Here is a 19,428-nt window from a genome sequence, read left to right as displayed (position 1 = left end):
CGGATGCCCGGCCGATGAGGCGTCGGATGCCCCGGGGCGCGTCACATCTCCGTTCCGGATCCGCGAGACATGTGCCCAAGGCGCCCATCACACGTTTTTGATGCACTGCACAACCCGCGCGGAAGGCGCTATGTTCAGGGTTATGAAGACCGCGAGTCGCCCCGTGAAGAAGACACAGAAGAGCTTCGCCGACCTGCCGCCGATCCGCGTCCGCCGCGAGCCGCCGACGGTGAACGAGGCGGTCGCCGCCGCGCAGGACCTCGCCGACGATGTCGAGCAGCAGGTCGAGATCGCCGCCGGCCTGATGGGCCTGCCGGCCGACGAGGTCCGCCCGCACGTCCTGGCGGCCAAGAAGGCCAAGCCGGAGCGCGTCCCCGAGCGGATCCTGACCCATGCGAGCCCGAGCCGGGCACCCCGCACCGTGGTGGTCGAGCGCCGCACCCGCCCGACCGTGGTGATCGAGCGGCGCAGCCGACCCCTCGACCCGCGCCGCTGAGCGGCCGTCAGGACAATCGCGTCACCACGCCAGCGTCTCGCCCCGGTAGTCGAGGTAGTGGGCGCCCGGCCGGCCGAGCTGCGCCCCGATCACGTCGGCGAGGCCTGTGACGCTGGTCGCCACGTCGATGTCGGCCTCCGCCCCGCCCATCTCGGTGCGCACCCAGCCCGGATGCAGGATCAGCACGGAGACGTTCTCCGCCCGGTGCCGGATCTCGAAGCTGCGCGCCAGGGTGTTCAGCGCCGCCTTGCTGGCCCGGTAGGTCTCCCAGCCACCGGTCTCGTTCAGGCCGACGCTGCCGAGGATCGAACTCATCAGCGCGATGCTGCCGCCAGGGACGAGGCGATCCAGGAAGGCCTCGGCGAAGCGGATCGGACTGATCGCGTTGGTGAGGTAGACCTGCGCGGCGACATCCCGGGGCACCGCGTGCGCCGGGTCGTGCGCCAGGGTGGCGACACCGGCCACCACGAAGATCAGGTCGAAGCGCTCGGAGGCCAGCCGGTCGTGCAGGGCGGTGACGCCGGGATCGTCGTCGATGTCGGCGGTCTCGACGCGCAGGGCCTCCGAGCCGAGGCCGGCGAGGGCGGGGGACGGCCTGCGCTGGGTGGCGGTGACGCGCCAGCCGCGGGCCAGGAATGTCTCGACGAGGCCGAGCCCCAGGCCCCGCGAGGCCCCGACGATCAGCGCGTGCTTCTGCGATTGGGTCATGGTCGGTCTCCGGGTCTCGGCCGGATAAGGTTCGATCGGCCGCGGAGGTTGCGTGACCGGGGTTCGGTCTCGAACGGGCCGAGCCCGGGGTTCGCACGTGATCCGCGTGACCGGACGAATGTCCGGGTCGGGTGGAAAGCCGCAGGTCTGCTTCCGGTGCGAGAGACAGCAAAGCAGATGCTATCGAAGGGTTGACGTAGTTCGACAACGCTCGTCCTGCGTTGCGCTCCTGCGCTCAGCCCCTGTCTGGCCCGTGCGCGCAGGTCTAGTCGTTGTGTTTCAGCGAATACCGCCGCTGGCGGTGATGTTCTCGCCGGTAAGCCAGCGCGCATCATCGGACGCGAGGAACGTCACGACGCCCGCGATGTCATCGGGGTGGCCGGCGCGGCCGAGAGGTGTCTGTGCGACCATCCCGGCTTCCATCTCCGAGCCGGAGATGCCGGCCGTGTGCGTCCCTTCGGTCACCACGTAGCCGGGGCTGACCACGTTCACGCGTATCTTGCGCGGGGCCAACTCATCGGCGAGGACGCCCGAGATCGCGTTCACCGCGCCCTTCGTGCCCGCGTAGACCGCCGCCGCCGGCGTATGCACGTGCGTGATCGCCGAAGAGATGTTCACGATGCTCGCGCCTTCGCCGAGATGCTTCACGGCCGCCCGGGTCGACAGCAGAATGCCGAGCACGTTGACGTCGAACTGGCGGCGATAGTGTTCCTCTGTGACCTCTTCGATCGCCGCGAACTCGTAGATGCCGGAGTTGTTGACCAGCACGTCGAGCCGCCCGAACTCCCGCACCGCCGCCTCGATCACACCCTGCGCCTCGGACGCTTTGGACACGTCGCCCTGGACCGCGATGGCCCTGCCGCCGGCCGAGGTTATGGCCGCCACGACGGCGTCAGCCCCGGCCCTGCTGGACGCGTAGTTCACCACCACAGCGGCGCCATCCTGGGCCAACGCCTTGGCGATCCCCGCACCGATGCCTTTGGATGCTCCGGTCACGACGGCGACCTTGCCCTCAAGCTTCGACATGTGTGCTATCTCCGACAGGGACCGGCTCCGGAATGGCAGCCTTAGACCCATAGTTCGGAACTTCGGAACTAATGGAGCGTCGTTCAAGACCCCATATGGACGAAATATGAGACCCCTGTTTCACCCCGCTATCGAGGACGTGCGTCCGGAGGCGATCCTGCACGCGCTCGCCGATCCGAGCCGCGCGGCTATCTTCGCCAAGATCATGCAGGCGGGCTGTGTCGAGGCCTGCTCGGCAGTCTCGGCAGTTGGGGACCGGGTCATCCCGAAATCCTCGCTGTCCAACCACTTCAAGGTTCTACGCGAGGCCGGTTTGATCCGCAGCGAACGTCACGGCGTCGAAGTGCGCAACCATTCCCGCTGGATCGAGGTGGAGGCACGCTTTCCCGGTCTGCTGGCAGGGATCATCAATGCCTACGCTTCAGACCAGCGCCACGACTTGCGTGCTGCGGAGACAACCACACTCGATAAAGACGCGACCTAGATCTGCTTCCGAGAATACTCCAATCCATCGACGGCGACCGACTTGGGTCGATAGGAGGCCGTCCGGTTTTGCGGCGGCCCCTCTCCGAAGCGGACCGGCAGCTTTCGGCCACTTCCGGCCGACTTGGCTGGCACCACTGAACGACTGGGTTGGGTGGTTTTACGACAGTCTGCATTTGAGCAAAAGACCGTCAAAGCGGACGCTTCAGCCCTCATGGATGGCATTGGCTTACCTTGCGCAGCTGCGCTGACTGATCAACCTAGACGCCCGCCCTGAAAAATCGCAAGCATTCAGAGCGGCCAAATCGTATAATCTCCATCAATCAGAAGGGGCTTAATTCTACACGGAACGTCTATGGCATTGTGAAGGTCAAGGTGCCGTAACCGAGCTGGTCGAACCCGCCGCTATTGGGGCCATAGTCGCCACCTCCCCCATCCGGGCCGGCCTGAGCGGCAGCTTGAACAAGCTCTGGTGCAGCGAGATGCTTGAGTTGCACATAGTGTGCGACGAGCAGTGACCAAATTGGGCGAATCTCACCTCTGCCATTGTTCGAGATGACCGGCTGCGCAACATCGCTGTTCGTGTAGGGCGTGTAGGGGACATCGCCGCCCAGGTTGTATCGAGCCACATATCGGGCGGCTGCGAGCAACCTGTTGTCGTAGGCCCCGAACAAATCGTCGCCTTGCTGCCACGCAATCTCGCAGATGGTACCCGCCAAGCCAATGCCGAGAAGCGAGTGACCCTGATCACGCCCGCTCTCTTGCCACTGCGCAAAGCCACCGGGATAGGTCTTCCATGCCGCGTGCTGGATCGCGCCATTGCCTGGACCATGCAGGTAGTATTCGCGTCCATTCTCGTAGAGATCACGGCGGTTCGTGAAGACGCCGATCGCCATCAAGGAAGCGACGTTTGCCAGATCCCAGTTGGCCCAGTAGTGATCGATCGCCGCGCCATTATGGTGTGCGAGGAAATCGTCGTTCATTGGGGCGAAGACCGTGAGCAGCATGCGCGCAAATTCTTCACGGTCGCGGGGCTGCCAGCCAGGAAAGTCGCGCAGTGTCTCAGCCGCGACGGCGAGTTGGTAACCGTAGATACCAGAGGCGAGATATTTATCCGATGTCCCGGTGACGACCTTCAGTGTGCCGGCCCAAGCGTTGAGGATTGCAGCCGCCCTTGCCGCACGCTGTGTGTCGCCGGTTATTCTCCAGTCCAGCGCGAGTGCATAGGCAGCGGCGGCGTCGTTGAATAGGGTAGCGTAGTTCTCGGCGGGATGATTGGGGGCGGTCCCGCGCACCAGTACCTCTACAGGACGCGGCTGGTAACCGGGACTGTCGTGAGAGTTTGTCCGCAGACGCGCGAACGAGGCCGCCCATGGCTGCCGGTTCTGTCGAACGGCTTGAGCGATACCGGCAAACTGTGAGGCTGAGTCGAATGCGCCGGGGTGGCGCATCGCCTGCGCATGCGCAGTCACTGAGCTCGATAGCGTAATTGCACCAAGCAGCGCGACAGATGAAAACCACCCGGTAGGAGGCCGGATCGATATTTTTGTAAGCATCACCTTGGTTCCTTGAGCATCTTAGATCGCCGCGTCGTGCGGTACGTCTGGCATAAGTCAATTTTTCTCTGAATTGCCCATCGGAGGGCTTCATACGTTTTGACGCTTTCGCCGACAATTCGTCCGCTGCAATTCTTCGATCCCTCAGTAGAGAGGTAGCGTGTATTGCGTATTGTCCGACGATGGCCGCATCATTGACGGTTGATCCAACGCAATCGGTGATGGGCCGTGAAAAGACCTATCATGGGACCAAGCAGGTCTTCGTCGTCACGATTTTATGCCAGCCCCAGGGAGTGATGCCTACGCTTCGAGAGATGCGGCAGCCCGGGCCATAACTTGCTGGCACGGCCGCGCGGTAGATCGGATACTGGTGGCCGTAGACCGGGTAGGGGCGATCGACCACCACGGTGCGGGATCCACCCCACACGGGATAGGGCCGGTTGATTACGACCGTTCGGCCGCGCCATCCCCCGTGCCCATGCGAGCTGCCTCCGGCGTGATGGGGATGTCCACCATGCGGGTGCCATCCACCGTGATGTCCGCCGCCATGTTGACCGCCGTGGTGATGAGCGCCGCCGTGATGTCCGCCATGGCTACGGCCATGCGCGAAGGCGGGCGAACCCGCCGTGAACGTGAGGGCAAAGCCTGCGGCGGCGGCCGCGGTGAGTATGCGAAACGCCATGTTCTCTCTCCTATCCGGCCGGCCAAGGCGGCAGGACGTCAGGGGACGGTGCGCGGCAAACGGGGCATACCTTGTGAACAGGGCGGTCAGTAATTGTTCAGTTTTGCCACCCTGAACAGCCCATTGCGAAGTGCGGGAGGCCGAAAATCAGCCTTACTCAGCTTCATCACATCTCTGGCATGAACAAAAACGTGATGAAGGTCGATGGGCATGCCACATGCTGAGCCAATCACATGCGGCACTCAGCGAATGACTGCTTCTGGAGCGCGCCCAGGGTGCTCCAAACGACCGAGTTGGGTCGCCAGCGGAATGGCTGCTTGGGGTGGTTTTGCGACGGTCCGCTCTCGGTGTGGGAGCGACCACAGCGGACGTCCGATCTGTGCTCTCAGATGTCGGCTCAGTTATCTTGGCCAAGCGCGGGCTTTGAAAGGCTTCCGGCGACTGTCATGAGGGTGATGCGCGAGAACCTTTCAGTTCTGATACCGCCCAGCCAACCAGGAAATCGATGAAGGCGCGTGTGGGCACTGGGATCAATGCGCGATGCGGCCATAGGAGATGAAGCGGGAGTGAGCGCTCATGCCAACCCGGCATCACTTCCACCAAGCTTCCAGTCTTCAGGTGATCGTCGAGCAGGAAACTCGGCGCGAGCAGCAAGCCCCGGCCGAGCAGCGCAAGGCGGACGAGGAACTCGACGTCGGACGCAACGATGCGCCCGCGGAGCGCGGCGTTCGCCCGCTGCCCTTCCCGAGACCGGAAGCACCACGTCATCGGCGCGTCCGTCTGCGCATAGATCAACGCCTCGTGCTGCGCGAGGTCCCGGGGATGCTGGGGCATGCCGGACGCGGCAAGATAGGCGGGTGAAGCAGCGAGGATCAGAGGAAAACTGGCGAGCCGGCGTGACACGAGGCTCGAAGGGGCGAGTTCGCCGAGCCGAATGGCAAGGTCATAATTCCCGGCGAGCAGATCGGTCTTGTTCTCGGACAGGTCGATCTCGACGTCTACGCGCGGATGCCGGGCGAGAAACGCTGCAATCGCCGGCGCGAGAAGGGCGTTTCCAAACCCCAGAGGTGCGGTCAGGCGAAGCCGGCCACTCGGCTCTGCTTGCCTCGCGCCCGCTTCGGCCTCGGCCAGCGCGATCTCTTCCAGCGCGGCGACGCAGCGTTCGTAATAGGCCCGTCCGGCATCCGTCGGCGCAAGGCGGCGCGTGGTGCGGCTGAGCAAACGGACGGCGAGGCGCGTCTCCAGCGCTTTGAGATGCTGTCCGGCCATCTCCGCCGAGAGACCTGTCGCGCGTCCCGCTGCTGCAATGCTGCCAAGCTCGATGGCGCGCCGAAGCACCATCATCCCTACGAGCCTATCCAGTGCCATTGCGAAATGCCGCTTCGGAGTGTGCCCTGTTCCGGCGGGATTATAGGGCGGACCTTGAGCGAATACCCTCCGCTTCGTGATCGAGCATGGAGCGGAGCAATGGCGACACGAACGATCCGCACGCGAGGCGCGGACCTCCTCATCGACGATTCCGGACGGACCGAGCCGGCGCTCGTCTTCCTGCATTATTGGGGCGGCTCGGCCCGCACATGGGACGCGGTCGTCTCGCAGTTGCCCATCGCCGTCCGGAAGGTCGTCATCAACCAGCGCGGATGGGGTGGCTCACGCGCCTTTGACGGCCGCTTTGATCTGGATGCGCTGTCCGACGATGTCGTCGATGCGGTCGCGGCGCTTGGGATCGCGTGTTATATCGTGGTCGGCCATTCCATGGGCGGCAAGGTAGCCCAACTGCTAGCCGGCCGCCGGCCTATCGGTCTGGCTGGCCTGGTGCTGGTCGCGCCGGCACCGCCGACCCCGATGCAAATTCCGCCAGCGGTCAGGGCTGGCATGCTGGCTTCCTACCAGTCGCGGGACGGCGTGCTGAAGGCTCTTCAAGTCCTGGGCGGTTCGGCGCTCGACGACACGCTTCGGGAGCAGATCATCCGAGACACGCTGAGCGGCGACGCCGAGGCCAAGCGGTACTGGCCCGATCGTGGCGTGACGGTGGACGTCACTGCGGCCCTGACCGGGCTGGAGGTGCCCGTCGAGATCGTCCTGGCGGAACACGACCAAGTCGAACGGGCGGCCATTTTGAAGCCGATCCTTGCCGAGCACCTGTCGGAGGCGACGATCACGACCATCCCCGGCATCGGCCACCTCGTTCCGCTCGAAGCGCCCGGGGGGATCGCGTCGAGTTGTGAGCGCATGATCGATCATGTCAGATGAGACTGATCTGTGGCTCCAATGCTTGAGGCGACATCTGGCGGATGTCCGGTCTTGAGGTCGGACTCCCCCGCTATGGATGACCGAGTCGGGTCGCAATCTGACTCACCGCTCGGGGTGGTTTTGCGACGGTCCGCTTTTGGACGGAGAAGCATCAAAGCGGACGTCGCTGCCGTGCCCGCTTCCGACGCCGTGCCAGCTCCCAAGGGACCTGCTTCTGGGCATTCAGCAGCGCAGATTTCGGCGCGGTGGTTGGTGGTCTCGTCGGGCGCCTGTTGTAAGATCGGAGCTATGCCCGGCATCTTCGATTGGCTCAGCAACCGTAGGTCGTCCGAACAGCGTGGCCCTGGCGTCGCGGCGCATTCCAATATGACAGCTGGGGATGCGCCCGGCGAACCCTATGCCCTTCTCTCGGCTCGGCTTGGCGACTACCCGCCCGACACGCCGCTCCATCGCGGTGATCCCAGGGGACTGATGCCGGAGCAACGCGCCGAGAACCTAGCCCAGTTTCTCGCCCGCAACCCCAACCGGATCGCCGTCCTCGTCTCTTGGCTCGCCCGAGAAGGGCTTGACGGAGCGGCCGTGCTGAAGGGCGACGAAGCGGCGCTGGCGGAGGGTCGACGGATCGATGCGTGGCTTGCCGGCTGGGTCCCGCACCGCCCCTTCGACCCCGTACTGGGCGATGGCGAGGTCGGTCCGCCGCGCGCCCGCTGGTTTGCGAGCGACCGCGCGGGTGCGGATCTCATGTTCAGCTTCGTTTCCGATCTGGCACGGCTCAACGCCGCGGCCATCGCTGCGGCTGATCCGTTGTTCTCTTGGGCGGTCGTAGAGGATGCGCTCGAGGCTGCGGCCACCGCCGACCTGATCGACAATCCCCATGGGGAGCCGAGTGACCGGCGTTACCACCTCTGTCTCGTCAGGGACACTTACGACGGCTCGATGCCGATCATCCTTGACGTGCCGCTCGCGATGCTCTGCCTAGTGCATGGGCGCATGTCGCCGCTCGGCCTACCGGTGCCGGCGGAGTTCCCGATCGGGCTGCATGCAATCCGGTCGGGCGCCTATGCTTGACAGCCGTCTTCGCGAGCGATCGCAATCTGCAAGAGCCGCTCGGGGTGGTTTTCAGCCCATCCGCTTTTGAGCGATAAAGCCTTAGAGCGGACGTTGCCGCACCGTCTGCTTGATGAAAATTACTCTCGGCTTGCCTATAACTTGAACTCACGCTCGCGTTTTGCATTGTAGTATCATGATCCGATTTGGACGAAATGCCCATGTCGTAGTCAAAGTAACTGGCTTCGTTTCTCGGATAGTTCGCCAAATTTCCTCAAAAAGTGGCGCTAGATCACAATCGCCATTCAAATAAAACTCGAATTTGATATGATGCCATTTTTCTCCAGTAACGACATTATCTGCGACCGGATCGTGGCAATACATAAGGTCAATCGAACGATTTACGCGAAAGTTTGGTCGAGGACTGCCAAGGCCACTTTGCATAATCTTTTTTTCGACAATAATGATCTGATCGCTAATTTCACGCTGTGAGACGATCCTGACACCGTCTTCTATAAGTCGCTCTTTAATAAATTCCGTAAACCCAAAAATTATAGGCTTGCTGGGGAATGTCCTGAGCTTAAGCGTTCGACTGGCGGCAAAGCGTTCGCCATCAAAGTTCCGTGTCTCAGAGGCTACAACGGGTATAGTGCCCGCCTCGACTGGCGATCCTGGGTAAAATTCATCTAATTCCGTGTGTGCCAAAACGTAGAGGAAGGCGGCGAGGAACAGCACCCCGGTGAACAAGACGCGTCCAACGAGCGAAAGTGATCTGACGAACGATCTCAGCACCCACAGCCTCTCGGCATAAGACCTCCACCGCCGACCGTAAACCAGAGTGGGCGCGTAGCAATTAATGGCGGCTTTCGGAGAACACCGAGGGCTGCTTGTATGCCCAACTTGGGTCGATAGGAGCTCGTCCGTTTTTCCGGCACTCCGTCTCCGAAGCAGACGAGCCGCTATCGGCCAGCATCTGCCACCACGAAGCGTCTGCCTGCACGTCTCAGATGGGTGGAAAGCTTCCGGTCTGCTCATCGATTGGCAGCCCGGGAAGCTGCCGTCGCCCCAGCCATGGTCGTGCTCGGAAGGGGCTCAGGCTTTCGCGACGACTGGAAGCCGGAAGGGCGCTCCGAGCCGATTGAATGCGTTCATCGCCGCGATGGCGATCGTGAGATCCACGAGATCCTTTGCCGTGAAAGCCGCGCTCGCGGCCGCATAGGCTTCGTCGGAAGCGTGCGTCTCGCTAACCAGTGTGACTTCCTCCGCCCACGCGAGCGCAGCTCGGTATTGGTCGGAGAACAAGTGGGGCACCTCGGCCCAGACTGGAACCAGGGCGACCTTCTCGAACGGCATCGTCTTGAGGAGATCACGGGAATGTAGGTCGATGCAATGCGCGCAGCCATTGATCTGCGACACGCGCAAGAAGACGAGGTGGATCAGTTCGTGGGGTAGGTCGGTGCCCGTAGTGATGTAGTGGTGGATGCCGAAGAGCGCCCTTGCGCCCTGCGGTGCCACCTCAGTCCAGACCAGCCGCTTGTTCTGACTCATGACGGATCCCAGTGCTCGGAACGCCGGAGATCGACGTTCGAAGCTACGACGAGCTGGCCCGCAAAGATGTGACATGCCACGCCACATTCCTGCTCGACAGGCGGACACGTGGCTCGTTCACGCTCGGACGTCCGCTTCGAAGCAGTCTTTCCGAGGCATTCGCCGACCGGATTGGGTCGTAAGCAGGATGGCCGCTTTTCCGAACGACTTTCTCCGAAGCGGACTGGCAGCTATCGGCCAGTTCCAGTCCCATCGACGAGCGCCTCTGAACGGCTGGGTTGGGTGATTTGCCGCCGGTCCGCTTTCGGGAATCGAGGTGGGGGAAGCGGACGCCGCTCAGGTCTCTGGGGTTGATTTCTCGACGGTCTCTCGCCCCGTGCGGCTTGAGGCCCGTGGCCGGACCGCGACCTCCATTCGTTCCCGCGCCTCGAAAGCCATCCCGACAGGCCGACCCCCTCCCCTGGGGGTGGATCCTGTGGCTCCGCTGAGGGCGCTGACGCAAGGCGCGCGGCGCAGACACGCCGGGCCTGTTCGTAGGCCGCCCGCTCCGTCTCCGCACGCGCGCCAGAAGCGACGGCGTAGCCTGTGGTCCTGCGCAAAGCGCGTGATGCGCCACGATGATCCGATGGGCGGCCTCGACGGCGATTCGCCGTTGTCGTCCGAGGCGGCGCGGGCCTCGTCGTCAACGAAGCAGGTTCGGGGGCACCGGCGGGCTCGCATTGAGCAGAGTGATCGTCACCCGTCGGTTCGGCGCGATGTAGGGATTGTCGGGGAAAACCGGCTCGGTGTCGGCGCGTCCCACCACGGACGAGAAGTGGTCGTTGGGAACCCCGGCACCCGACAGGATCTCGCGCACGGCGAGCGCGCGCCCGGCGGTGAGATTCCAGGGTTCGGCGGTCCGCGCCGAGCCCGGGCGTGCGGCGGCCGTGTGGCCGGTTATCGACAGGCTGTTGGGCAGCCGGCGCAGGGCGGGCGCGAGCGCCTCCAGCACGCGACGGGTGCGCTCGTAGGGGTCGACAGAGCCTTCGCGGAACATGGCGCGGCCGTCCTGGTCCACGAGGGACACGTTCACGCCCTCCTTGGTCTGCTCGATCACGATGTTCTTCGACAGCTCGGCGATGTCGGGCATCGTCTGGAGCGCCTGCCGGAGGCTGGCTATGGCGCTGTAGTTCACCTCCGTGCTGGCGGCCGGGCGGCTGGCATCGAGATCGCTGGTGCGGCCCGGACTGGTCGGGCGCACTCTGTCCTCCCGCTCGGCAGAACCCCGCTCCGCGTCGCGGGGCGTGGACGGCTTGTTGCCTGACGTGTCCAGGGCGGTGCCGTACAGGATCCCGCCCGCGCCACTGGTTGCAGGGCTCAAGGCCGCCGGCGAGAAGTATTCCGCCAAACCGATCTTCTGCTCCTGCGTCGTCATGCTGATCAGCCACATCAGCAGAAAGAACGCCATCATGGCGGTCACGAAGTCCGCATAGGCGATCTTCCAGGCCCCGCCGTGATGGGCGTGTGCGGCCTTCTTGACCTTCTTGATGATGATCGTGGTCATCGAATCCCTGCCGGATAGCGGGTCAGATCTGGGCGGGCAGAGCGGCGGTTGCCGCTTCCACTTCGCTGAAGGTCGGGCGGACGTCGCTCATCAGAGACTTGCGGGCAAATTCTATCGCCATGACCGGCGGCTGGCCGCCGATGTGGGCGAGCAGACCCGCCTTGAGGGAAAGGTAGTATTTGGATTCGGCCTCGAAGAGGCTCTTGAGCGACTGCGCCATGGGCCCGAAGAAGCCGTAGGCGACGAAGACGCCAAAGAAGGTGCCGACGAGCGCGCCGCCGATCAGATGCCCCAGCACCTCCGGCGGCTCCTTGATCGCCCCCATCGTCTTGATCACGCCGAGCACGGCGGCGACGATGCCGAGCGCCGGTGTTCCGTCGGCGAGCGCCTGCATGGCAGACACGACCCGCTCCTGCTCCTGGTGGTGCGTCTCCAGTTCCTGATCCATGAGAGCGTCGATCTCATGGACGTTGTTGGCACCCAGCGACACCATGCGCATGTAGTCGCAGACAAACTCGACCGCGTGATGATTCGCTGCAAAGGTCGGAAAGGCGTTGAACAGCGTCGACTCGCCCGGGTTTTCAATGTGCGGCTCGAGCGCCATCGAACCCTTCTGCTTCGCGAGTTTGAACAGTGAATACTGCATCCCCAGTAGTTCGACATAGGAGTTCTGCGTGTATTTGGGGCCCTTCATCAGGGTGCCCAGCATGGCGGGCACGGCCTTGAGCACCGGCCCGGTGTTGCCGATGACGAAGGCACCGATGGCTGCACCGAGGATGATGACAAACTCGAACGGCTGCCAGAGGACTGCCAAGTGGGCACCCATCGCCGCGTAGCTGCCGAACACGCAGACGAAGACGATCAGTGTGCCGACGATCAGCCGCATGATTTGCCATCCTTGCGCGGCGGCAGGTACGGACCCCGCGAAGCTTTGAAGGATCCAGCAAATCACTGAACAAGGTTAATGCTGCGTTTAGAGCGGCGGCCGGAGGATTATGGGACGGTCGGTCCCAGCGTGGGGTCGAGCGGGTTTGACCCGGCGTGACGGGTGCGGGCGTGTCGCACACGCGAACGCGCGGGTTCACGGGTCGTTGGGCCTAGCCGCCGAGCCTGCCGCTCCATCCCCGCCACCCCATCCCCAGAGCCCGCGCATGATCTGCGGCTCGGACGGCATGCTGGGGCTGCGCAAGGGCTTCGGCTTTGCCGGTGAAGGGCTTCGGCTTTGCCGGTGCATGGACCGTGCGCGAGCGGCACCCGATGCTGGCCCGCTGCTTCGGACTTCCCGCGGCGAACAAGGCGTGACGGCGGGGCGATGGACGACCGTCCCCGCATCCCTCCCGCCTCGCGGCATGGCGGTTACGCCGTGGCCGGAGTTCCGCAGGCGCCCCGTGGGCCATCAACGCCCAGACGATCCGCGCCATCATGTCCGCCAGGGCGACGGTGACCCGCATGCGCGGCTGGCGCGACAGCATGCCGGCCGACCTCGCCCCAGCTTTGTCGGGATCCCCGTGCGAACCGCAGCGTCGGGCGCCGCGCCGCAGATCGCCTCCGCGTCGGCCATGGCGCTCTTCTGCCGCTTCGCGAACGGCTTCACGCATGCCGGAGGGATGAGCCGCGTGTCGTGACCGGCCAAGTCTATCCCGCATGCCCAGTGACGAGCACCAGCGCAGATCTCCATCGCGCCCATGCATCGGGGAGGTGTCGCGACGAACGCCAGTCCCGGATCACGCCGCAGCATCGTGCGACACACGGCTGTGCCACTCGCATCCGAGCGGTGACCCTGGAAAACCGACTCGACCGGATCGATCCCGCCGGTGCTCACCCCACCTGGGAGGCCGCCTGCAGGGGTGTCGCAACACCGCCGCTTTGGCACAGCGCTGCCGTCGGGGGATGTCCACCCCAACGCTCAGGGTGGTTTTGCGGCGGTCCCCGGCTGAGATGAGAACGCACGGGAACGACCGTCGATGAACGGTTTCATTATTTTTGGGAGATAGTCATTCGGCCTATAAGGCACGAGTTTGGGCTATACCAATGCGAATCGTGGCGAGCGGTGACGCAGAGACACAGACCGTACACCTGTCGGAAATCCTGGGTGCCTTGAGCCATGCCCTGGATCTGACGGAAGGCCAGCCCGTAGGGCATTGCATTCGTGCGACATGGATCGGCTTCCACATCGGCCGCGCGATGGGCCTGCCCGACCTTCAGCTATGGGAACTCTACCATACGATCATGCTGAAGGATCTCGGCTGCTCAAGCAACGCCGCGCGAATCTGCGAGCTCTATCTATCCGACGACCTCAGCTTCAAACGTGACTTCAAGACGGTGAGCGACAGCTTGCCGAAGGTGCTGGGATTTGTCTTCGCTCACACGGGCCTGAAGGCAGGCTTGGCCGAACGGTTCCGCGCGGTGCTCAACATCTTGCAGAACGGCGGAGCGATCGCCGACGAGCTCATACAGACCCGCTGCCAGCGCGGTGCCGCGATCGCCCGGCAGCTCCGCTTTTCGACGAGCGTCTGCGACGCCATCCACGCGCTGGACGAGCACTGGAATGGCAGCGGCCGGCCGGACCGCCTCACGGGCGCTGCGATCCCGCTCTACGCCCGTGTGGCGCTGCTCGCGCAGGTGGTCGACGTCTTCCACGCCGCAGCTGGCCCTTCGGCCGCGATCGCCGAGGTGCGGGCGCGCTCTGGCACATGGTTCGACCCGCAGGTCGTCGCCTGCTTCGAAGCGGTCGCGGCCGAACCCGGCTTCTGGGAGATTCTGGGTTCGGATGAGGTCGAGGCGGCGGTGTTCGCCCTGGCACCGGTCAGCCCGATCGCGGTGGACGAGGACTACCTCGACGACATCGCCCGCGCGTTCGCCCAGATCATCGATGCCAAGAGCCCCTTCACCTCCGGCCACTCCGAGCGGGTCGCGGTCTACGCCGATATGATCGCGGCCGAACTCGGCTTTACTGCGGAACGCCGCCGCTGGCTCAAGCGGGCCGCGCTCCTGCACGACATTGGCAAACTCGGGGTCTCGAACGCGATCCTCGACAAGAACGGCAAGCTGGACGATGCCGAGTGGCAGGACATGCGCAATCATGCCGCCCTGTCGGAGACCATCCTGGCCCGCGTGGCGGTGTTTCACGAGATGGCCTGTATCGGCGGCGGCCATCACGAGCGGCTGGACGGCAAGGGCTATCCACGGGGGCTGAAGGGCGATGCGATCGTACCCGAGATCCGGATCGTCTCGGTCGCCGACGTGTTCGACGCGCTGACCGCCGACCGACCCTACCGGGCCGCCATGCCGCTTGAGAAGGCGCTCGGCATCATGCGGGCGGATGTCGGCACAGCGTTCGATCCGGCCTGCTTCGCGGCGCTGGAGCGGGCGCTCGCCGCGATCGAAGGGGATCTCGCCCGGGCGGCCTGAGCCGCATCGCCGCTCACCGATCCTCTTGCCTACCGGGCCGGCGCCATCGGGCCGGGCCGGCCGCCGGCAGCCTCGCTGCGGGGCGCGACAGTCCGGGATGCCACGATGACGACCGTGCGCACCGCCCATCCCAAGGCCGTCGAACCCAGGGCACTGAGGCACAGTGCGTCGAGGGCGCGGGTGATCATGGTCCGAGATTCCTGGCGGAGAGAGGCGTGAGGGCGGGCGGCTGCCATCCGGATGTCGCCCGCTTTGCGAGCCCAGAGAGCACGACGCATCGATACATTCTGATAGGAACGTCCGTTGTATTTAATACAACCTCGTTTTACTTTCTGGTTGTAGCTATCCTCATCACGCTGGCCCCGCCGGAAGGAGGGCGCCTTCGTCCGCTTTCGGGGATGGCACGATCCGGCCTCACGGGCGACGTCGGGTCGATAGGAGGCCATCCGCTTTCCGGCGGGCCTGCGCCGAAGCGGACCGGCCGCTTTCGGCCAGTTCCAGTCCCGTCGACAGTCGCCCCTAAATGACCGCTGGGGATGGCAAGCAGCCTGACTGCTTCTGAGTGGGTTTACCGGGAATCGGCCATCCTCGGCACCACCAGCGCGATTCGAGGATGGCCTGCCGTTGGATCAGTGACCGCCGACGGCGAACGTCGCCCCGGGCTTATCGTGAGTGCCGATACGCTCGACCATGGTTGCCGTCGCCTCGTTCATGCCGACGACGTCGACCGTGATGCCATGGTGGCGGAGCTTCAGGACGACCCGGTCAAGAGCGTTGATAGCCGAGATGTCCCAGAAGTGTGCCGCCTGCAGGTCGATCACCACGCCCGTCAGCCCTTCCTCGCGGAAGTCGAAGGCGGCGTGGAAGGCTTCCGCCGTGGCGAAGAAAATCTGCCCGGTTATCCGGTAGGTCCGCACCTCGCCCTCGCCACGGGAAGACCGGACGGCGAAGAACTTCGTGACCTTGTGGGCGAAGAACAACCCACTCAAGACCACGCCGAACAGCACGCCCTTGGCGAGGTCGTGAGTGGCGACCACCACAGCGACAGTGCCGAGCATGACCACGCTCGACGCCTTCGGATGGGTGACCAGCGTGCGCAGGGATTTCCACTGGAAGGTGTTGATGGAGACCATGATCATCACGGCCACGAGCGACGCCATCGGGATCTGCGCCACGTAAGGCCCGAGCATCACGATGAGGAACAGCAGGAACACACCGGAGAATAGGGTCGAGAGGCGCCCGCGGCCGCCGGAGGAGACGTTGATGACCGATTGCCCGATCATGGCGCAGCCGGCCATGCCGCCGAGGAACCCGGAAGCGATGTTGGCGACGCCCTGGCCGGCGCATTCACGGTTCTTGTTCGAAGTCGTGTCGGTCATCTCGTCGACGATGGCCGCGGTCATCAAGCTCTCCAGCAAACCGACCATGGTCAAGGTCAGTGAGACCGGAAGGATGATCCACAGCGTGTCGAGGGTGAACGGCACCTGTGGCAGGGCCACCCACGGCAGCTCGCTCGGGAGCGCCCCCATGTCGCCGACCCTGTGGATGCCGAGGCCGAGGTACATCGAGACGGCGGTGAGCAGGACGATGGTCACCAGCGGTGATGGCACGGCCTTGGTCAGGTACGGCAGCCCGTAGATGATGCCGAGGCCAACGGCGGTCATGACGTAGACCGTGGTGCCTTGGCCGAGGAGCTCGGGCATCTGCGCCAGGAAGATCAGGATCGCCAAGGCGTTGACGAAACCGGTGACCACCGACCGCGAGACGAACCGCATCAGGTTGCCCAGGCGCAGGGCCCCGGCGACGATCTGCAGGAGCCCGGTGAGGATGGTGGCGGCGAACAGGTAGCCGACGCCGTGGTCCTTCACGAGGCCGACCATGAGGAGCGCCATGGCGCCGGTGGCGGCGGAGATCATCGCCGGGCGGCCGCCGGCGAATGCGGTGACCACGGCGATACAGAAGGAGGCGTAGAGGCCGACCTTGGGATCGACACCGGCGATGATCGAGAAGGCGATGGCCTCGGGGATCAGGGCCAGGGCGACCACCGCGCCGGCCAGCAGTTCACGCGTGACGTTCGGAGCCCATTCGCTCCGGAGGTGTACGAGATTCATGATGGGTGGGAGACTTTCGTCGTCCCGCACGCGCGACGTCCGCGAACCCGTGCGGGAGGCGCAATACGGCAGGTCGGCCTCCTTGGAGGTCCGCGACACGGTCGCCGTCGATTGCGTGGTCCGGCGGATCGGCGGCCGGAAGAGCCACCCGGGCTTTCACCGGGTCCTGTCGTATGGCCCCTCGTACATCACCAGACTGGTGCGTTGCAACATCCGAACGATACCCAGTGCGTCCCCGCCGCAAGACCGGCTTCGGCGTACCAGCTTTTGCACGTCTGCTTACCGGGCCTACTCAACCCGCATTGTACGGCCGAGGAAGGTCGGAACCGGCCGCCGCTCCTGTCGAACGGACCGAGCTTTGAGCCGAAAACAGATCAGTCGGCGGTCTGGACCGACCACGTGGCGTGACGAATGCCCGGGGCGCGGGCCAGTTCGGCCGTGACGGCATCGAGCTCCTCGGCCTTCACGGCGCTGGCCGTCAGGGTCGCCACCACATCCACCGCGGTCTCGCCCCGCTCCTCCACCTCGACGCTGCCGACCGGGTAGTTCGCCGCCTCCAGGCGCTCCACCAGCAGATCCTGCGCCGGACCGGCCTCGCCGGGCGCCGTGGTGACCTGGACCTCGTAGGTCGCCTCGGTGGCGGATTCGCGAATCGGCGCGCGGTTGATGGCATTCACCAGCGGCCGGAGCGCGGTGTTGCAGGCTAGAACCGTCACCATTACGAACACGGCCTCCAGGGGCAGGTCCGCACCGCAGAAGGCCCCGACGGCCGCCGAGCACCACAGGGTCGCGGCCGTGTTGAGGCCGCGGACGTTCATGCCCTCCTTCATGATCACGCCGGCGCCGAGGAAGCCGATGCCGGAGATCACATAGGCCACCGTGCGGACGCCCCCGTCCGGGCCGGTGAGCCGCATGCCGAGATCCACGAAGGCGCTCGCTCCCACCGCGACCAGCACCGCCGTCCGCAGGCCCGCGGTGCGTTGCCGGTACTGGCGTTCGGCCCCGATCACCGTGCCGAGCACGAAGGCCACGAGCAGGCCGATGGCGGATTTCAGTTCTTCGGGGAAGGCGGCGTAGCTGGTCATCCGCGGTCTCATGGAAGCGGGGAGGTGACGAAACCGTGACACCATGGCCCGGCCCGGATCCGAAAGGGCGTCGGAACCGGGATTGACGGCCGCACCGGGCAGCGGGCACACCGGCAAGAGCCTGAGGATCCCTTAAGAATTCGGGACCCGGTCGAGGAGACGTGCAGGATGCAGCACACGGCCCGAGCGGCGGACGGGGTCCGCGCAAGATCCCGCAGCGCAAGATCCTGCCGCACAGGATGCGTCCGCGTATGAGCGGCGTCCTCGCCGAGCGTCGGCCCGACACCGTTCCCGACGACGCCCTGCACGGCCGCGTCATGGCGCTCCGCGAGGGGCTGGAGCGCGGCCTGATCGGCAGCGCCGGCCTCGTCGAGCGCCTGCTGATCGGGCTGCTCACCGGCGGCCACCTGCTGATCGAGGGCGCGCCGGGGCTGGCCAAGACCCGCGCGGTCAAGCGGCTCGCCGACGGGCTCGACGGCTCCTTCGCGCGCATCCAGTGCACCCCGGACCTGATGCCGGCCGATCTCACCGGCACCACCGTCTGGCGCCAGGACAGCGGCACGTTCGAGTTCCTGCCGGGGCCCCTGTTCCACGCCCTCGTGCTGGTGGACGAGGTCAACCGCGCGCCGCCGAAGGTGCAGTCGGCGCTCCTCGAATCCATGGCCGAGGGGCAGGTGACGGTCTCAGGGACCACCCACCGCCTGTCCGATCCGTTCATGGTCGTGGCGACCCAGAACCCGATCGAGCATGCCGGCACCTTCCCGCTGCCGGAGGCGCAGCTCGACCGCTTCCTGCTGCACGTCGTGGTCGACATGCCCGACGAGACCACGGAGCGGGCGATCCTCGACCTCGTGGAGGGCGAGATCACCCACCACGTCGACGCCATGACCATGCGGTTGTCGCTGGCGGATGTGCGCGCGGCCCGGGAGGCGGCGCTCTCCACCTACGTGTCGCCGGCCCTCAAGGACTATCTCGTGCGGCTGGTGGCGGCGACCCGCACGGATGCGGCGGCCCCGGACCTGCGCGCCATGATCGAGCACCCGGCCTCGCCGCGGGGCACTCTGGCGCTGATGATGGCCGGCAAGGCCCGGGCCTGGCTGCGGGGCCGCGACCACGTCATCCCCGAGGACGTCACGGACCTCGCCCGGGACGCCCTGTCCCACCGCATCGGCCTGACCTGGCGGGCGGCCGCCGAGGGCAAGACGGCGCGCGGCCTCGTCGGCGAACTGGTGCAGCGGGTGCGGGCGCTCTGACGGTGTTCGGGCTCCGGATTCCGGGACGTGCTTCCCCGCCCCCCTCTGCGGGGGAGGAGACCCTGCGCGGCAGCGGGGGAGCGGGGCAGCGCGACGGATCGGGAAATGGCGCCCGTCGCGACCCGTCCGGAAGCGTCGCTCCCCTCGCCCGACCCGGCCTGACGGCCGGGGCCCCCGCAAAGGGGGGAGGAACGGGAAGCGCCGCGGGCATCCACCTCTCGGGCGA

General features: G+C 65.3%; 18 protein-coding genes, 2 pseudogenes and 1 other annotated feature. Of the genes and pseudogenes, 7 read left to right on the top strand and 13 right to left on the bottom strand.

Annotated elements, in window-relative coordinates:
* The first annotated feature begins 163 nt into the window (after positions 1 to 163).
* Positions 164 to 496, top strand: a complete 333-nt coding sequence (locus MCBMB27_RS18580) for a hypothetical protein (RefSeq protein WP_236952744.1) — start codon at positions 164 to 166, stop codon at positions 494 to 496.
* Positions 497 to 517: 21 nt separating this feature from the next.
* Here MCBMB27_RS18580 and MCBMB27_RS18575 read toward each other — a convergent pair whose 3' ends face one another.
* Together MCBMB27_RS18575 and MCBMB27_RS18570 are read right to left on the bottom strand one after the other, a co-directional pair.
* Positions 518 to 1,204 (bottom strand): SDR family oxidoreductase, encoded by a 687-nt coding sequence (locus MCBMB27_RS18575; RefSeq protein ID WP_043346306.1) that lies wholly within the window; start codon positions 1,202 to 1,204, stop codon positions 518 to 520.
* Between the two features lie 279 nt (positions 1,205 to 1,483).
* Positions 1,484 to 2,230 carry a glucose 1-dehydrogenase gene (locus tag MCBMB27_RS18570; RefSeq protein ID WP_075381024.1) on the bottom strand — a complete coding sequence of 249 codons (747 nt, stop codon included), beginning with the start codon at positions 2,228 to 2,230 and terminating at the stop codon, positions 1,484 to 1,486.
* Between the two features lie 106 nt (positions 2,231 to 2,336).
* Between MCBMB27_RS18570 and MCBMB27_RS18565 the strand changes: the two genes are divergently transcribed.
* A complete protein-coding gene (locus MCBMB27_RS18565) occupies positions 2,337 to 2,714 on the top strand; it encodes an ArsR/SmtB family transcription factor (protein WP_075381023.1) in 378 nt (125 codons plus the stop codon).
* Between the two features lie 352 nt (positions 2,715 to 3,066).
* Here MCBMB27_RS18565 and MCBMB27_RS18560 read toward each other — a convergent pair whose 3' ends face one another.
* From MCBMB27_RS18560 to MCBMB27_RS18555, 3 genes are all read right to left on the bottom strand, one after another.
* The gene (locus tag MCBMB27_RS18560; protein WP_075381022.1) at positions 3,067 to 4,269 is read right to left on the bottom strand and encodes an alginate lyase family protein; all 1,203 of its coding nucleotides are present in this window, start codon (positions 4,267 to 4,269) and stop codon (positions 3,067 to 3,069) included.
* Between the two features lie 444 nt (positions 4,270 to 4,713).
* A complete protein-coding gene (locus tag MCBMB27_RS29695; protein WP_170861857.1) occupies positions 4,714 to 4,872 on the bottom strand; it encodes a hypothetical protein in 159 nt (52 codons plus the stop codon).
* Positions 4,873 to 5,395: 523 nt separating this feature from the next.
* Positions 5,396 to 6,295 carry a LysR family transcriptional regulator gene (locus tag MCBMB27_RS18555; RefSeq protein WP_075382021.1) on the bottom strand — a complete coding sequence of 300 codons (900 nt, stop codon included), beginning with the start codon at positions 6,293 to 6,295 and terminating at the stop codon, positions 5,396 to 5,398.
* A gap of 123 nt (positions 6,296 to 6,418) precedes the next feature.
* Between MCBMB27_RS18555 and MCBMB27_RS18550 the strand changes: the two genes are divergently transcribed.
* Positions 6,419 to 7,204: an alpha/beta fold hydrolase gene (locus MCBMB27_RS18550; protein WP_075381021.1), complete on the top strand. Its 786-nt coding sequence runs from the start codon at positions 6,419 to 6,421 to the stop codon at positions 7,202 to 7,204.
* A gap of 288 nt (positions 7,205 to 7,492) precedes the next feature.
* Positions 7,493 to 8,272: a hypothetical protein gene (locus MCBMB27_RS18545; protein WP_139231606.1), complete on the top strand. Its 780-nt coding sequence runs from the start codon at positions 7,493 to 7,495 to the stop codon at positions 8,270 to 8,272.
* A 147-nt stretch (positions 8,273 to 8,419) separates the two neighbouring features.
* On the opposite strand, the gene MCBMB27_RS29690 is transcribed toward MCBMB27_RS18545, so the two are convergent.
* The 4 genes from MCBMB27_RS29690 to motA form a co-directional block, all read right to left on the bottom strand.
* Positions 8,420 to 8,998: a hypothetical protein gene (locus MCBMB27_RS29690; RefSeq protein WP_139231607.1), complete on the bottom strand. Its 579-nt coding sequence runs from the start codon at positions 8,996 to 8,998 to the stop codon at positions 8,420 to 8,422.
* 345 nt (positions 8,999 to 9,343) lie between these two features.
* A complete protein-coding gene (locus MCBMB27_RS18540; RefSeq protein WP_043755481.1) occupies positions 9,344 to 9,799 on the bottom strand; it encodes a carboxymuconolactone decarboxylase family protein in 456 nt (151 codons plus the stop codon).
* A gap of 682 nt (positions 9,800 to 10,481) precedes the next feature.
* Complete coding sequence (locus MCBMB27_RS18535; protein ID WP_043346296.1) at positions 10,482 to 11,342, bottom strand: flagellar motor protein MotB; 861 nt, start codon at positions 11,340 to 11,342, stop codon at positions 10,482 to 10,484.
* A gap of 22 nt (positions 11,343 to 11,364) precedes the next feature.
* On the bottom strand, positions 11,365 to 12,228 hold the full coding sequence (motA, locus tag MCBMB27_RS18530; protein ID WP_043346294.1) for a flagellar motor stator protein MotA: 864 nt from the start codon (positions 12,226 to 12,228) through the stop codon (positions 11,365 to 11,367).
* A 323-nt stretch (positions 12,229 to 12,551) separates the two neighbouring features.
* Here motA and MCBMB27_RS29205 point away from each other — a divergent pair.
* Positions 12,552 to 12,644 (top strand): annotated as a pseudogene (locus MCBMB27_RS29205) (IS6 family transposase); the annotation flags it as partial.
* Between the two features lie 208 nt (positions 12,645 to 12,852).
* On the opposite strand, the pseudogene MCBMB27_RS30600 reads toward MCBMB27_RS29205, so the two are convergent.
* Positions 12,853 to 13,215 (bottom strand): annotated as a pseudogene (locus MCBMB27_RS30600) (hypothetical protein); the annotation flags it as partial.
* 158 nt (positions 13,216 to 13,373) lie between these two features.
* On the opposite strand from MCBMB27_RS30600, the gene MCBMB27_RS18525 reads away from it, so the two are divergent.
* On the top strand, positions 13,374 to 14,753 hold the full coding sequence (locus MCBMB27_RS18525; protein ID WP_075381019.1) for an HD-GYP domain-containing protein: 1,380 nt from the start codon (positions 13,374 to 13,376) through the stop codon (positions 14,751 to 14,753).
* A gap of 29 nt (positions 14,754 to 14,782) precedes the next feature.
* Here the strand turns inward: MCBMB27_RS18525 and MCBMB27_RS29685 are convergent, their stop codons facing one another.
* The 3 genes from MCBMB27_RS29685 to MCBMB27_RS18515 all read right to left on the bottom strand — a co-directional run bounded on the left by MCBMB27_RS29685 (position 14,783) and on the right by MCBMB27_RS18515 (position 17,949).
* A complete protein-coding gene (locus MCBMB27_RS29685) occupies positions 14,783 to 14,941 on the bottom strand; it encodes a hypothetical protein (RefSeq protein ID WP_158498469.1) in 159 nt (52 codons plus the stop codon).
* Positions 14,942 to 15,382: 441 nt separating this feature from the next.
* A complete protein-coding gene (locus tag MCBMB27_RS18520) occupies positions 15,383 to 16,864 on the bottom strand; it encodes a SulP family inorganic anion transporter (RefSeq protein WP_075381018.1) in 1,482 nt (493 codons plus the stop codon).
* 114 nt (positions 16,865 to 16,978) lie between these two features.
* Positions 16,979 to 17,034 (bottom strand) — a sequence feature (sul1 is cis-regulatory element that is thought to sense ions involved in sulfur or methionine metabolism; They are found in Alphaproteobacteria).
* A 204-nt stretch (positions 17,035 to 17,238) separates the two neighbouring features.
* Positions 17,239 to 17,949: an MgtC/SapB family protein gene (locus tag MCBMB27_RS18515; RefSeq protein ID WP_043759600.1), complete on the bottom strand. Its 711-nt coding sequence runs from the start codon at positions 17,947 to 17,949 to the stop codon at positions 17,239 to 17,241.
* 251 nt (positions 17,950 to 18,200) lie between these two features.
* Here MCBMB27_RS18515 and MCBMB27_RS18510 point away from each other — a divergent pair, with 251 nt between their 5' ends.
* Positions 18,201 to 19,202, top strand: a complete 1,002-nt coding sequence (locus MCBMB27_RS18510; protein WP_075381017.1) for an AAA family ATPase — start codon at positions 18,201 to 18,203, stop codon at positions 19,200 to 19,202.
* The last annotated feature ends 226 nt before the right edge of the window (positions 19,203 to 19,428 follow it).

This window comes from Methylobacterium phyllosphaerae (assembly GCF_001936175.1).
In the GTDB taxonomy this organism is placed as follows: Bacteria; Pseudomonadota; Alphaproteobacteria; order Rhizobiales; family Beijerinckiaceae; genus Methylobacterium; species Methylobacterium fujisawaense.
This window is presented reverse-complemented; position numbering and strand designations above follow the sequence as displayed.